Raw genomic sequence first — 14728 nt, forward strand, 5'->3', positions numbered from 1 at the left:
GTGGTTCAGCCGGTCGGGAGGCCGGTCGCCAGATCGGTCGGGATATCGGTCGGGAGGCCGGAGGGCAGCGACGTCGGAAGGCCCGAGGGGAGGTCGCTGGGCGAGGTCGTCTTGATGAACGTGTCGTTCTTGGCGAGCGCGTCCCAGTCGACCGTGAGGGTCTTGCCGTCCGCGCCGGCGGTGACCTTGCCCGCGCTGCGGTCGGTGTTGCCGTCGGCGCACTTGAGCATGAGCATCTTCCCGCCCATGTCGGCGTACTCGCCGTTGCAGATGTGCTTGTCGGCCATCAGGACGGCCTTCTTGCCGCTGATGGACAGGATGACGGCCCCCTCACCGGCCTTCGCCACATAGGTGCCGGAGACCTTCGTGTCCGCGCCCCCCTCCGCCGGGGCGCTCGACTCGGAGGAGGGGTCCTTGGAAGTGTCCTTCTTGTCGTCGCCACCGTCACTGCCGCATGCGGTCAGCAACAGGGCGGCCGCCACCGCCGTGCCGGCGATGCTCACTGCCTTCTTCACGTGCTTCTCCTCGGTCGTCCGGGATCGTCAGGGCAGGAGCACGACAAATTAGCAGCCGCGTCAGGGCGTGGCCGGGACCACCTGGCCGGTCACCTCGCCCAGGCCGATACGGGTCCCCTGCGGGCCCGGGGCCCAGGCCGTGACGGTCACCTCGTCGCCGTCCTCCAGGAAGGTCCGGGTGCCGTCGGGGAGCCGCAGGGATTCGCGGCCGCCCCAGGTGAGTTCGAGGAGACAGCCGAGTTCGTCCGGGCGCGGACCGCTGACCGTTCCGGAGGCGAAGAGGTCGCCGGTGCGCAGCGAGGCGCCGTTCACCGTCAGATGGGCGAGTTGCTGGGCGGCGGTCCAGTACATGGCGGAGAAGGGCGGGCGGGAGATCGTGTGGCCGTTGAGCGCGACCTCCAGGCGCAGATCGAGCCCGCCGGGCTCGGCGGCGCTGTCGTCCAGGTAGGGAAGGGGCGGGACGTCGCGGGCGGGAGGGCTGGTACGGGCGGCGGCGAGGGCGTCCAGCGGGGTGACCCAGGCGGCGAGCGAGGTGGCGAAGGACTTGCCGAGGAAGGGGCCGAGCGGGCGGTACTCCCACGCCTGGATGTCGCGCGCGGACCAGTCGTTGAGCAGACAGACGCCGAAGACGTGGTCGTGGAACCCGGAGAGCGGCACCGGTGTATTAACAGTGGAAGGGGCGCCGACGACGAAGGCCACCTCCGCTTCGAAGTCGAGGCGCAGGGAGGGGCCGAAGACCGGAGTGGGGGAGGAAGCGTGTGGTGCGGAGGTATCGGCCGGGGGCAGATGCTGGCCCTGCGGGCGGACGATGGGTGTGCCCGAGACGAGGATGGTGCCGGCCCGGCCGTGGTAGCCGATCGGCATGTGCTTCCAGTTGGGGGTGAGCGCCTCGCCGTCGGGGCGGAAGATCCTGCCCGTATTGGTGGCGTGGTGCTCGCTCGCATAGAAGTCGGCGTAGTCGGCCACCTCGAAGGGGAGGTGGAGCGCCACCGTGGGGAGGGGGTGCATCAGGGGCTCGATGGTCGAGCGGTGCGCCGGGTCGGTCAGCCAGTCGAGCACCTCGGCGCGGACGGCCTGCCAGACCGGGCGGCCCGTGGCCATCAGCGGGTTGAGGGTGCCGGCGCCCAGCGGCTCGGCGTGCGGGGAGGCGGTGGCGGCCGCGGCGGCGCCCACGTCGAGCACATGGTTTCCGTAGCGCACCCCGATTTTCCGCAGATGAGGAGCGTGCGGCGCGGTGAAGACGCCATAGGGGAGGTTGTGCGGGCCGAAGGGGTCGCCTTCGGGCAGGTCCAGCGGGGATCGCTGCGGCATCGGGGCTGCCTCGCCTTCTCCTCGTCACTGTGGGACGCAGCACACCCTAAGGCGCGGAGAGAGAAGGGAAGAAAGGAAGATGGCGTTGTGTCGGCTACTCCCTAAAGATATGGCAATGTCCGGAAAATCCTTGCTGGAGGTGGAGATTCCGAAGTAGCGTCCTTCATTGGGGTCACGCACAGTGGGGGGGCCACTGCGCTGCGGTGACCAAGGGGGACTCGTGGCGAGCAGTGCCGTGCCGTTCGCGGTGGACCGTTCCGTGCCCGCTCTCATCGTGAAGATCGGCCACTATCCGCTGCATCACGGCGGCGTCGGCGCCATCCGGTCTCTGGGGCGTCTCGGTGTCCCCATGTACGCGGTCACCGAGGACCGTTGGACCCCGGCGGCGCTCTCGCGCCATCTGAGGAAGGCCTTCGTCTGGCCGACCACCGGCGAGGAGCGGCCGGAGCGGCTGGTGGAGGGGCTGCTGCGGATGGGGCGGGCGATCGGCCGGCCGACGGTGCTGCTGCCCACCGACGAGGAGGCGGCGGTGCTGATCGCCGAGCACGCGGATCGGCTCGCCGGGGAGGGCCGCTTTCTCTTCCCGCGCACCGAGCCCGAGTTGCCCAGACGGCTGGCGAACAAGCAGGGGCTGCACGAGCTGTGTGCCAAGCACGGGGTGCCCACGCCCGAGGGTGTCTTCCCGTACACCTATGCCGATGTCAAGGCGTTCGCGGCCAGTGCCCGGTTTCCGGTGGTCGCCAAGAACCGGGAGGCGTTCGAGCGGCGGAAGAAGCCCGCGGTGTGCGGCACCACCCGGATCGAGGGCCCGCGGGAGCTGATGGAGCTGGCGCGGCGGTGGGGGCCGCGGCCGGGGGTGGTGCTGCAGGAGTATCTGCCGAGAGAGGAGGCCGAGGACTGGATCGTGCACGCGTACTTCGACGCCCGGAGCACACCGCTGGCGATGTTCACCGGGGTCAAGGTGCGGTCCTGGCCGCCGCACGCGGGCATGACGGCGTGCGCCTATGTGGTGGAGAACGAGGAACTGGCGCGGATGACGGCCCGGTTCGTCCAGCGGATCGGCTTCAGCGGCATCGTCGATCTGGACTGGCGCTTCGACCGGCGTGACGGACGGTACAAGCTGCTGGACTTCAATCCGCGGATGGGCGCCCAGTTCCGGCTCTTCGAGAACGCGGCGCGGATCGATGTCGTACGGGCCCAGCATCTCGATCTGACCGGACGCGCGGTCCCCGGGGCCCGGCAGCGGCCGGCCCGGCGGTTCCTGGTCGAGAACATCGACCTGCCCGCGCTGTTCGCCTACCGCCGCAGTGGTTACACCACTCCGCACGCCCCGGCGCGGGCGAGCGGGACCGAGCTCGCCTGGGCGGCGCGGGACGACATGAGGCCGTTCCTCACCATGCTGGCCCGCTCACTGCGGCCCGGCGCGGCACAGCTGTACCGGCTGTGGCGCGCCAAGTGAACGCGACACCTTGGGGGACCTCATCCCCGTGGAGACCTTCTCGGCCTATGGCCCGTGGTTCCAGGAGCGGCTGGTGCCGGGGCTGGAGCTGGAGCGGGTGCGGGTGGTGGCGGTGGACCGGCGGGGCGGCCGGTTCGAGCTGAAGCTGGACTCGAGGGAGCAGTTCACCGCGCGCGCCGTCGTCGTCGCCAGTGGGCTCAGCGGGCTCGCCCACCTCGCCCGGGAGCCGGCCGCCGGCGTACCGGACGGACCCGCTCCGGGCGGCCCCGTCTCCCATAGTTCGCACCATCGCGACCTTGGCCGCCTCCGGGGGTGTGAGGTGGTGGTCGTCGGGGCCGGGCAGTCGGCGCTGGAGAGTGCGGTGCTGCTGGCCGAGGCCGGTGCGGCCGCGGTGCGGGTGGTGGCCTGCGGGCCGCGCGCGGTCGCCTTCGGCACCCCGCCGGACCGCCAGTCCAGGCTGCGGCCCGAGTCGCCGTTCGGCCGCGCCTGGTCGCTGTACGCGCTGTCGCACCACGCCGTGGGCTTTCGGCGGCTGCCCGCACCGGCCCGGGAGTATCTGGTCCGCAGGGTGCTGGGGCCCAAGGGCGCCTGGTGGCTGAGGGACCGGTTCGCCGGGCGGGTGCGGGTCACCCAGGGGCGGCGGATCAGCCGGGTCACGGTGGGGGCCGACGGCCGGCCGGTGCTCACCCCGCGCGGGGGCGGCCGGGTCGGTGAGCCGGCCGCCGACCATGTGATGGCCGCGACCGGTTACCGGATGAGCGTCGCGGCGCTGGACTTCCTCGGGCCCGGGCTCTGCTCCGAGTTGGTCATCGGAGCCGGGGGCCCCTGGCTCCGATGCCGGTTACGGCTCCTCGGTCCCGGGGCTGTACTTCACCGGGCTGCCCGCGGCGGCGAGTTTCGGCCCGGTGATGCGGTTCGTCCGCGGTACGGAGTACGCGTCGCCGCGGCTGGCGAAGGCGGTGGCCGCCATGCACGGATGAGCGGGCTCCACCCGCGGGCCCCGCCCGCGGGCGTCGGCCCGCACCGGCCGGTGACCGGCCCCGCTCGACGGCCGGTTCGGCGGCCGGTTCGGCGGACCGTCCGGCGGTCCGGCCGGGCCGCCGGGTGGGATCGGCCGGGCGGCCGGGTGGGATCCGGCCGGGCGGCCGGGTGGGGTCCGGGGCATGAATGATCTGCTGCGATCGCGGTACTTCGATGTGAAGCGGTCGGTTCGGGAGAGAACGGTGAGAGGCGCACAAGGCGGGAAGGCGCCAACAGTGATCGATACCCGACCGGATACGCTGCCTGTTGGTGGAGGCAGCGACACATCGACATTCGCGTCATTCGTAGGCAGACAGGAGTACCCCGTGAGCTTCGTCGGGCCCTTGGGGCTGAGCGTGCGGGACCGGACTCTGGAAGCCGACACCCAGGCCGGGCTGACGGCGGTCGAAGAGGGCCTGCTGGAGGCCACCAAAAGCGATGTGCCCTTCATCACGGAGGCCGCCCAGCATCTGGTGCGGGCCGGGGGGAAGCGGTTCCGGCCCCTGCTGGTGCTGCTGGCCGCGCAGTTCGGTGACCCCCACGCACCCGGAGTGGTGCCCTCGGCGGTGGTCGTCGAACTCACCCATCTGGCGACGCTGTACCACGACGATGTGATGGACGAGGCGGAGGTGCGGCGCGGCGTCTCCAGCGCCAACGCCCGCTGGGGCAACTCGGTGGCGGTCCTCACCGGCGACTTCCTCTTCGCCCGTGCCTCGCACATCCTGGCCGACCTCGGCCCCGAGGCGGTGCGGATCCAGGCCGAGGCGTTCGAGCGGCTGGTCACCGGTCAGATCCTGGAGACGGCGGGCCCCCGCGACGGCCGTGCTCCGGTCGAGCACTACCTGGATGTGCTGGCCGGCAAGACGGGCTCGCTGATCGCCGTCTCCGGCCGGTTCGGCGCGATGATGGCGGGCGCCGACGAGAGCATCGTCAGCATCCTCACCCAGTACGGCGAGCGGCTCGGCATGGCCTTCCAGCTCGCCGACGACGTACTGGACATCGCGAGTGACAGCCATGAGTCCGGTAAGACCCCCGGCACCGATCTGCGCGAGGGCGTGGCCACCCTGCCCGTGCTCTATGTGCGGGAGCAGGCCGAGGCAACCGGTTCGGCCGCGGACCGCGAGCTGTGCGAGCTGCTCGCGGGCGATCTCACCGATGACGCGCGCCATGCCGAGGTGCTGCGGCGGCTGCGCGCCCATCCGGCGCTGGAGCGGGCCCGCCGGGTCACGGTCCGCTATGCGGCGGAGGCCCGTTCGATGCTGGCGCCGCTGCCCGAGGGCCCGGCGAAGGCGGCCCTCGAGGGGCTGTGCGACGCGGTGGTCCACCGGGCCGGATGACCCCCGCCCGGCGCCCGTTCCACCCCGCCCGGCCCCCGGTCCCGGGGTGCCCGCCGGTGACTCCCGGGGGAGTAGGACCCTGACTCCCGGTGGAGCGGCGTCATACCCGAGCATTACGCCGAGGTGATCCTGCGGGCTGACGCGCCACGTCGAACGATTTGGTGGGATGAAAAGACCACCACATGGCGGGATCGGGTGACAATGGCCCGAGAGGTGGACGAGTGCAAGCTGACGAACCGCCGCCGACGACGGAGGTAGAGCACACATGGCACGGATCCGACCGACACAGGTCGCCGACGACGGCTTCTGGGATGAAGAGCGGCCATCACGAGGGAAGAAGGCCGCCCGGTACGCCGCCCCGGTCGCCGTCGCGGGCATCGCGGCGGCGACCATAGGACTGGTCCCGGCGCTCGCCAGCACCGGCGACCCCAATCTGCCGAAGATCTCGGCGCAAGAGCTCATCAGCAAGATGGCGGCATCGGACGCCCAGCAGATGTCCGGTTCGGTGAAGATCACCACCGATCTGGGCATCCCCTCGCTCCCCGGTGGCGGCTCGCTCGCCGATCTCGGCGGGGCGCAGGGCGGCGACGCGTCCGCCGCTCCCGAGTCCAAGCTGATGGAGCTGATCTCCGGCTCCCACACCCTGCGGGTGGCCACCGACGGCCCCGACAAGCAGCGGGTGTCGATCGTCGAGAACGCCGCCGAGTACAGCATGGTCCACAACGGCGACGAGATCTGGGCGTACGACAGCGGGAGCAACTCCGCCTACCACGCGACCGCCCCGAAGGACGCGAAGGCCAAGGGCGACCACCGGCGGGAGATGCCGAAGGACCTGCGGGACGCCACGCCCCAGGAGATGGCCAAGACGCTGCTCTCCTCCGTGGACGACACCACCGATGTGACGGTCGACGGCACCTCCCGGGTCGCCGGGCGGGACGCGTACGACCTGCTGATCAAGCCCAAGCAGAACAGCGACTCCACGATCGGATCCGTCCGTATCGCGGTGGACGCGGACAACGGTGTCCCGCTGAAGTTCACGCTCTCCCCGAAGAGCGGCGGCAAGGCGATCGTCGACGTGGGCTTCACCAAGGTGGACTTCGGCAAGCCCAAGGCCAGCACCTTTGACTTCCACCCGCCCAAGGGCGCCAAGGTCACCGAAGGGCCCAAGGCCGACCACAAGGACGTCCCGAAGGACTTCGGCTCCAAGGACTTCAAGAAGTTCAAGGACTCCAAGGACTTCAAGGACTTCAAGGGTTCCAAGGACTTCAAGGACGCCCAGGGCGCCCTGTCCGGGCTGAAGGTCGTCGGTGAGGGCTGGGACTCGGTCGCCCGGCTCGACACCCCCGGCGGCGCCGCGGCGCCCACGACACCCGGCGGCGACAGCGGCCCGGGCGCGGCGTCCGGCCTCCTCGGCGGCTTCGGCAAGGAGGTCAAGGGGAAGTTCGGCTCCGGCACTGTGGTCAGCACCCGGCTGGTGAACGCGCTGATCACCGACGACGGCAAGGTGTTCGTCGGCGCGGTCGACAAGGACGCCCTGGTCAAGGCCGCCAACGCGGCCAAGTGAGCCCACTGGGCGCATAAGGCGCGGTGACGGATGACGTAGGGCGCGGATACGACGCAGAACGAAGGGGAGCCCGTGGAGCAGCGGTCCACCGAGGGGGACGACGCCGCGGTGGAGACCCGCGGGCTCACCAAGCGCTACCGGGGCGGACAGCTCGCGGTCGACGCGCTGGATCTGTCCGTGCCGCGGGGCAGTGTCTTCGGCTTCCTCGGGCCCAATGGCTCGGGGAAGACGACGACCATCCGCATGCTCATGGGCCTGATCGAGCCCACCTCGGGCGGGGCCAGGCTGCTCGGCGAGCCGATGCCGCGCGCCGCCCGGAGCGTGCTGCCCAGGGTGGGTGCCCTCATCGAGGGCCCCGCCCTGTACCCCTTTCTGACCGGCCGCGACAATCTGCTGCGCTACGACGCGGCCGACCCCACCGCCGACCCCCGCACCCGCGCCCCCCGCGTGGCGGCCGCCCTGGACCGGGTCGGGCTGGCCGCCGCGGCCGGGAAGAAGGCCCGGGCGTACTCGCTCGGCATGAAGCAGCGCCTGGGCTTGGCCGCCGCGCTGCTCCAGCCCCGAGAGCTGCTGGTGCTGGACGAGCCGACCAACGGCCTCGATCCGCAGGGCATGCGCGAGATCCGCGCCCTGGTGCGCGAGCTGGCCGAGGAGGGCACCACCGTCTTCCTCTCCTCCCATCTCCTCGACGAGATCGAACAGGTGTGCACGCACGCCGCCGTGATGGCCCAGGGCCGTCTGATCACCCAGGGCACGGTGGCCGAGCTGGCGGCGGGCAGCCGCGGCCGGCTGGCCGTCACCACCCCGGACCCGGTGGACGCGGTCCGGGTGCTCAAGGAGCACGGGGTGACGGATCTGGTGGTCCTGGACGAGCGTGTCTCCGGCGAACTGCCGGTGCCCGGCCCCGGCGTGGACGACGCACCGCTGGAGCTGGCCGATCTCAACGCCGCCCTCGTACGCGCCGGGGTGCGGGTCCGGGCCTTCGGGGCCGAACGTGCCTCGCTCGAGGACGCCTTTGTCGCGCTAACCGGGGAGGGCTTCGATGTCGCGGGCTGACGAAACGTCGCGAGCTGACGAAACGAGGGTGGCCGGCACCGGCGTACCCAAGACGGCCGACACCGGCGCACTGGCCGGGAGGGCCGCGAACCCGCCCCGCCCGAGCCCTCTGTGGGCCCTGGCGCTCTTCCGCTCCGAGCTGACCACCACCCTCCGCCGCTGGCGCACCCTGGCCCTGCTCGGGGTGCTCGCGCTGATCCCGATCCTCATCGGTGTCGCGGTGAAGATCGAGACCAGCGACGGCGGCAGCTTCGGCGGCGGCCGTGGGGGAGAGGGGGCGGGCCCCGCCTTCTTCCCCCAGATCACCAACAACGGGATCTTCCTGGTCTTCGCGTCACTGGCGGCGACCCTGCCGGTCTTCCTGCCGATGGTGATCGGCGTGATCGCCGGTGACGCCATCGCCGGTGAGGCGGGCTCCGGGACGCTGCGCTATCTGCTGGTCGCCCCCGCCGGGCGGACCCGTCTGCTGCTGGCCAAATTCACCACCACCATGGCCTTCTGCCTGATCGCGACCCTGGTGGTGGCCCTCTCGAGCCTGGTGACGGGGGCGCTGCTGTTCCCGCTCGGCGATGTCACGCTGATCTCGGGCATCACCGTCTCGTTCGAGGAGGCGCTGCTCCGGGCGCTCGGCGTGGCCGCCCTGGTGGCCCTGTCGCTGGTGGGGATCGCCACGGTGGGGCTGTTCATCTCCACCCTCACCAACAGCGGGATCGCGGCCATGGCCACGACCGTGGGGCTGGTGATCACCGCGCAGATCCTCGACACCATCCCGCAGCTGCACGCGATCCACCCGTACCTCTTCCCGCACTACTGGCTCAGCTTCGCCGATCTCCTCCGCGAGCCGGTCTACTGGGACGAGCTGGTCAAGAATCTGGGGCTGCAGGGGCTGTACGTGGCCGTGTTCGGCTCGGCGGCCTGGGCCCGGTTCACCGCGAAGGACATCACGGCCTGAGCGACCGGAGTGACCTGAGCGGCCTGGGCGACCTGAGCCGAACACGGCACGTCGTCATCCGTCCGGGATCAGGCGCCGCCGAGCGTCCAGACCGTGTAGGCGATGGCGTCGCTGTTGCGGTCCAGGGCGGTGTCGTCGATGTTGGCCGAGGTGTCGCAGGAGCGGTGGTAGCAGCGGTCGAACGCCTGACCGGAGGTGCCGCCCCACTTCTGCGCCTGGGCGGCGGTCTTGGTGTAGTCGGCGCCGCTGAAGAGACCGCCCACCGGGATGCCCTTGTTCTTGAACGGCGCGTGGTCGGAGCGGCCGTCGCCCTCGGTCTCGATCTCGGTGGGCACACCCTTGGCGGAGAAGAACGCCTTGAAGACCGACTCGATCCCGGGGTCGTCGTCGTACACGAAGTAGCCGGGGTTGGGCGAGCCGATCATGTCGAAGTTGAGATAGCCGTCGATCTTCGCCCGTTCGGCTGACGGCAGGTTGTTGATGTAGTAGGTGGAGCCGACCATCCCCCGCTCCTCGGCGCCCCACCAGGCGAACCGCAGATGCTTGGTGGGCTTCGCCCCCTGGCGGGCCACGGTGAGCGCGGTCTCCAGGGTTCCGGCGGAGCCCGAGCCGTTGTCGTTGATCCCGGGGCCCGCGGTGACGGAGTCGAGGTGGGCGCCGGAGAACACCACGTTGTTGGTGTCGCCGCCGGGCCAGTCGGCGATGAGGTTGTAGCCGGTGGCACCGCCGGAGGTGAACTGCTGCACGGTGGTGGTGTATCCGGCGGCGTCCAGCTTGCCCTTGATGTAGTCGAGCGACGCCTTGTAGCCGGGGCGGCCATGGGCGCGGTTGCCGCCGTTGGCGGTGGCGATGGACTGCAGCTGGGCCAGATGGGCCTTCACATTGGCCACCGAGATGTCCGGTGCCGCGAGGGTGGTACGGGCGTCCGCCGGGTGCCGTGCCGATGCGGCGGCGGAGGTCGCGGGGGCGGCCGAGACCAGGGCGGCGACCGCCGTACCGGCGGCGGCCATGGCGGCCGTACGCCGTATCAGGGATCTTCGGGCGCGGGTTTGCGCGCATGAGGACATGGGGGGCTCCGGTTCCGAACGAGGACAGGACGGAATGACGTGACGCTGTGTGGTGCACGTGCCCGTGGGGGCGATGGAGCGGTGAACGTGCTGATGCTCGGGGCGTGGCTGACTCCGCGTCAAGGGCGGAAACCGGACATCACCCGCCGGATATCGGTCCCGGCCGAGTATCGGGTACGGCGGCGTCCGATGCGGCGCCCTCCGGCACAACGGCCTCCGGCACGACCGCCTCGGGCACGACCGCCTCCGAAACAACGGCCTCCGAAACAACGGCCTCCGGCACAACAGCCTCCGGAACCACATCAGCCCCCGGAATCACATCGGCCTCCACTGTCGCCGACAGCACCCCCGCCCGCGCGGCGGCGTCGGCCAGCGCCCGCCGCGCCCGCCGGGCGGTGCGCAGCGCGTCCCAGGTCAGCAGCGCGAGCGCGAGCCAGACGAGGGCGAAGCCCGCCCACCGTTCGGGTGGCATCGACTCGTGGAAGACGGCGAGCCCGAGGGCGAACTGGAAGGTCGGCGCCACGTACTGGAGCATCCCGATCGTCGACAGCGGCAGCCGCACCGCCGAGGCCCCGAAGCAGATCAGCGGCAGCGCCGTGACGAAGCCGCAGCTCGCCAGCAGCGCGGCGTGCCCGGCGCCCTCGCTCGCGAACGTGCTGCCGCCGTCCGCCCCGAGCCAGATCAGGAAGCCGAGCGCGGGCAGGAACTGCACGGCGGTCTCGGCGGCCAGCGACTCCAGCCCGTCGAGACCGACCCGCTTCTTGGCCAGCCCGTACGTCGCGAAGCTGAAGGCGAGGGTGAGCGCGATCCACGGCGGCTTGCCGTAGCCCACCGTCAGCACGGCCACGGCCACTACCCCGACACCGACCGCCGCCCACTGTGCGGGCCGCAGCCGCTCACGCAGCAGCAGCACCCCGAAGGCGATGCTGACCAGCGGGTTGATGAAGTATCCGAGCGCGGTCTCCACCACATGCCCGCTGTTGACGCCCCAGATGTACAGACCCCAGTTGACCGAGATCACGGTCGCGGCGAGCGCGATCATGCCCAGCCGCCGGGGCTGCCGGAGCAGCGGCCGTATCCAGCTCCAGCGGCGCAGCACCAGCAGCACCAGACCGACGGCCGCCAGCGACCACACCATCCGGTGGGCCAGGATCTCCACCGCCGCGGCGGGCTCCAGCAGCGGCCAGAAGAGCGGCACCAGACCCCACATGCCGTACGCCGCGAAGCCGTAGAGGAGACCGGCGCGATCGACGCGGTCCTGCTGGTCCTGCGGCGTCACGGCACCCTCCCCGACGGCATGGCGAGCCCCCGGCGGGCCCGTTCCGAGGGTCCGAAGGTAGCGCCGGTGAGGCCCGCCTGTCATTCCCGTACCGGAATACGGTGATGACAGGCGGGCCGTGGTGCGTACGGGGCGGGTCAGCCCTTGAGCGCGACCGCCACCGAGTCCGCGATGGGGGTGGTCGGACGGCCTATGAGCCGGGACAGCTCACCCGGGGTGGCGTCCAGCCGGCCGCGCCCGATGGCCGCCTCCACATCGGAGAGGATCACGGCGAACGGCTCGGGGACGCCCGCGCCGGTGAGGATGGACTGGTACTCGGCGGGGGAGACGGCGCCGTAGACGATCTCCTTGCCGGACTGCCGGGCGACCACCTCGGCGTACTCGGCGAAGCCCCAGGCGGTGTCGCCGGACAGCTCGTACGCCTTGCCCTCGTGGCCCTCACCGGTCAGAACGGCGACGGCGGCCGCCGCGTAGTCGGCGCGCGCGGCGGAGGCGACCCGGCCCTCGCCCGCGGCGCCCACGACGGCGCCGTGCTCCAGGACGGTGGAGAGGTTCTCGGTGTAGTTCTCGTTGTACCAGCCGTTGCGCAGCAGCGCGTACGGCAGGCCCGAGCCGGTGATCGCCTGCTCGGTGACCTTGTGCTCATCGGCCAGGGAGAAGTCGGCGGCGGGGCCGCCCAGGATGCTGGTGTAGGCGAGCAGCGCGACACCGGCCTCCTTGGCGGCGTCGATCACGGCCTGGTGCTGCGGCACCCGCTGCCCGACCTCGCTGCCGGAGATCAGCAGCACCTTGTCGCCGGTGGCGAAGGCGCCGGCGAGCGTCTCGGGCCGGTTGTAGTCGGCCACGTGCAGCCGCACCCCGCGGTCGGCGAGGTCGGCGGCCTTCGCGGTGTCGCGCACGACCGCGGTGATCTGGTCGGCGGGAACCTTCTCCAGCAGCCCCTCGACGACGAGGCGGCCGAGGTGGCCGGTGGCTCCGGTGACGACGATGCTCATATGTGTGACTCTCCTGGTTCGGGATCGGCACACCCACCATAAGGGAAGCGCTAACCAAAAGAAAGGTACTTCCGGTTAAGTAAGTGTGTTCATTCGGGGCCGGGCCGCTCCCGGGGCTCCCGCTCGCCGGGCTCCCGGGCCTCCCGCCCCCCGGCCTCCCGCGGCTCCCGCTCCCGTGCCGCGAGGCTGACCGCGAACGGCAGGATCGTCACCGCGACCCCCGGCAGCCGCTCCAGCGTCTTGGCCAGCGACTCCGCCGTGCCCCTGTGCAGCAGCTTGCCCAGTGGGGAGGCGTAGGTGCGGCGCGGCACCAGCAGGGTCAGCGCGGTCCGCCCGTCCTCGGTGGTACGGGCCGCCAGCTCCATCACGGCGTGGCGCAGCCGCCGGTCCGGGCACTCCACGACCTCCAGCGGCACCGTCACCCCCGCCGTGGCCTCCCACCGCGCCATCAGCCGCCGGGCATGGGTCTCGTCCACCATGAAGTGCACCGCGCGGACCTCGTCGGGCCGCAGCTCATGCGCGTACCGCAGCGCCTTGACCGTCGCGAGGTCGATGCTGTCCGCCAGGACGAAGACCACATGGCGCCGCCAGCGCGGGACGTCGTCCCCGGGGCGCTCCACCGCCTCCAGGGCGGCCGCCTCCGCGCGGTACTCGCGGTTGATCCGGATCAGCGCCCAGACCCCCAGCGGGAAGACCACCACGACCAGCCAGGCGCCCTCGGTGAACTTGGTGATCCCGAAGATCAGCACCACGGCCGCGGAGACCACCGCGGTGATGAGGTTCACCGCGGCCTTCCACGTCCGCCCCGGCTCCCGGCGCCGCAGGTGATAGGCGGTCATCCCGGACCCGGCCATGGTGAAGGCGGTGAACACCCCGATCGCGTACAGCGCCACCAGCCGGTCCACATTGGCCTCGGTGACCACCAGCAGCGCCAGCGCCACCACGGCCAGCGACACGATCCCGTTGGAGAAGGCCAGCCGGTGGCCGCGCCGGGTCAGCTGCCGGGGCAGAAAGCGGTCCTCGGCCACGAAGCTGGCCAGGAACGGGAAGCCGGTGAAGGGCGTGTTGGCGCCCGTGTAGAGGATGAGCGCGGTCGCCAGCTGGACGAACGCCAGCCCCAGGGCGCCCAGCACCCCGCCGCCGAAGACCAGATGGGCCTCCTGCGCGAGGACGGTCGGGGTGCCGTCCCGGTACGGGATGGCGTGGGTGAAGTGGGCCAGGGCGGAGACCCCGAGGACCAGCGTGCCCAGGACGCAGCTCATCGTGACCAGCGTGTGGCGGGCGTTGCGGCCCTTGGGGTCGCGGAAGACCGAGACGCTGTTGGAGATCGCCTCCAGACCGGTCAGCGAGGAGCCCCCGTTGGCGAACGAGCGCAGCACGATGAAGAGCGAGGCGCCGTAGAGCCAGCCATTGCCCGGAGTACCGAGCGGCACGGCGCCCGCGGCGTGCACATCGGCGTGCGGCAGCGTCCCGGTGAGTCCGCGGATCACGCCGACCACCAGCATCAGGCCGACGGCGAGGATGAACAGGTAGGCGGGCACCATGAAGACCCGCCCGGCCTCCCGCAGTCCGCGCAGATTGCCGTAGGCGAGGATCAGGATCACCAGGGCGCTCAGCGGCAGTTGGAGATGGTCGATACCGGTCCAGGTGCCGCCGACGAGATGGGCGAACGAGATGATCGCGTTGGTGCCCGCCGAGACCTGGACCGCCACGGTGACGATGTAGTCCACCAGCAGTGCCACGGACGCGATCTGGGCGATGTCCGGGCCGAAGTTCTCCCGCGCCACCACATACGAGCCGCCGGCCCGGGTGTAGATCGTCACCACATCGCTGTAGCAGAGCGTGACCACCAGCAGTACCAGCAGGATCGCCCCGGTCACCGGGAGGATCAGGGTGAACGCCGCGACCCCGATGACCGGCACCAGCACCCGCAGCATCTCCTCGCTGCCGTACGCCGTCGAGGAGATGCAGTCGGAGGCCAGCACGCCCAGCGCGGCCGGATTGCTCAGCTTCTCGCGCCGGATCCGCTCGGTGACCAGGGGCGGGCCGAGCAGCAGCCGCTTGAGGCGGTAGCCGGGGCGGTCGGGCGGCTGGAGCGGGGCGGCGGTGTCGGCCATGCGGATAGCAGAACGGGTGCCCGGCCGGGGCGCGGTCAGACGCTCCGGCCGGGCAC

At 71.4% G+C, this 14728-nt stretch carries 11 protein-coding genes and 1 pseudogene; 6 read left to right on the forward strand and 6 right to left on the reverse strand.

The genetic code is table 11. The annotated features are described in order from the left end of the window. Positions 1-5: 5 nt before the first annotated feature. Positions 6-515, reverse strand: coding sequence for a hypothetical protein (locus tag JK364_RS15120; protein ID WP_201851580.1), 510 nt, complete (start codon positions 513-515; stop codon positions 6-8). Positions 516-575: 60 nt separating this feature from the next. After that, entirely contained in the window at positions 576-1826 is a 1251-nt protein-coding gene (gene fahA, locus JK364_RS15125) for a fumarylacetoacetase (RefSeq protein ID WP_201851582.1), read from the reverse strand. Positions 1827-2046: 220 nt separating this feature from the next. Between fahA and JK364_RS15130 the strand changes: the two genes are divergently transcribed. The 6 genes and pseudogenes from JK364_RS15130 (at position 2047) to JK364_RS15155 (ending at position 9214) form a co-directional block, all read left to right on the forward strand. After that, positions 2047-3285: a carboxylate--amine ligase gene (locus JK364_RS15130; RefSeq protein WP_307841292.1), complete on the forward strand. Its 1239-nt coding sequence runs from the start codon at positions 2047-2049 to the stop codon at positions 3283-3285. 13 nt (positions 3286-3298) lie between these two features. Then, positions 3299-4265 (forward strand): annotated as a pseudogene (locus tag JK364_RS15135) (FAD-dependent oxidoreductase); the annotation flags it as partial. A 366-nt stretch (positions 4266-4631) separates the two neighbouring features. Beyond that, the gene (locus JK364_RS15140; RefSeq protein WP_201851584.1) at positions 4632-5642 is read left to right on the forward strand and encodes a polyprenyl synthetase family protein; all 1011 of its coding nucleotides are present in this window, start codon (positions 4632-4634) and stop codon (positions 5640-5642) included. 265 nt (positions 5643-5907) lie between these two features. Continuing rightward, positions 5908-7206, forward strand: coding sequence for a LolA family protein (locus JK364_RS15145; protein ID WP_201851586.1), 1299 nt, complete (start codon positions 5908-5910; stop codon positions 7204-7206). A gap of 72 nt (positions 7207-7278) precedes the next feature. Continuing rightward, positions 7279-8262, forward strand: coding sequence for an ABC transporter ATP-binding protein (locus JK364_RS15150; RefSeq protein WP_201851588.1), 984 nt, complete (start codon positions 7279-7281; stop codon positions 8260-8262). Next, entirely contained in the window at positions 8249-9214 is a 966-nt protein-coding gene (locus JK364_RS15155; RefSeq protein ID WP_201851590.1) for an ABC transporter permease, read from the forward strand. The genes JK364_RS15150 and JK364_RS15155 overlap by 14 nt, the downstream gene beginning before the upstream one ends. 68 nt (positions 9215-9282) lie before the next feature. Here JK364_RS15155 and JK364_RS15160 read toward each other — a convergent pair whose 3' ends face one another. From JK364_RS15160 to JK364_RS15175, 4 genes are all read right to left on the reverse strand, one after another. After that, complete coding sequence (locus JK364_RS15160; protein ID WP_201851592.1) at positions 9283-10281, reverse strand: M28 family metallopeptidase; 999 nt, start codon at positions 10279-10281, stop codon at positions 9283-9285. Between the two features lie 139 nt (positions 10282-10420). Next, complete coding sequence (gene rarD / locus JK364_RS15165; protein ID WP_230992026.1) at positions 10421-11491, reverse strand: EamA family transporter RarD; 1071 nt, start codon at positions 11489-11491, stop codon at positions 10421-10423. A gap of 206 nt (positions 11492-11697) precedes the next feature. After that, complete coding sequence (locus JK364_RS15170) at positions 11698-12555, reverse strand: SDR family oxidoreductase (RefSeq protein ID WP_201851594.1); 858 nt, start codon at positions 12553-12555, stop codon at positions 11698-11700. A gap of 89 nt (positions 12556-12644) precedes the next feature. Further along, a complete protein-coding gene (locus JK364_RS15175; RefSeq protein ID WP_230991986.1) occupies positions 12645-14672 on the reverse strand; it encodes an APC family permease in 2028 nt (675 codons plus the stop codon). Positions 14673-14728 lie beyond the last annotated feature (56 nt).

It is taken from the genome of Streptomyces endocoffeicus (assembly GCF_016741935.1).
Lineage (GTDB): Bacteria > Actinomycetota > Actinomycetes > Streptomycetales > Streptomycetaceae > Streptomyces > Streptomyces endocoffeicus.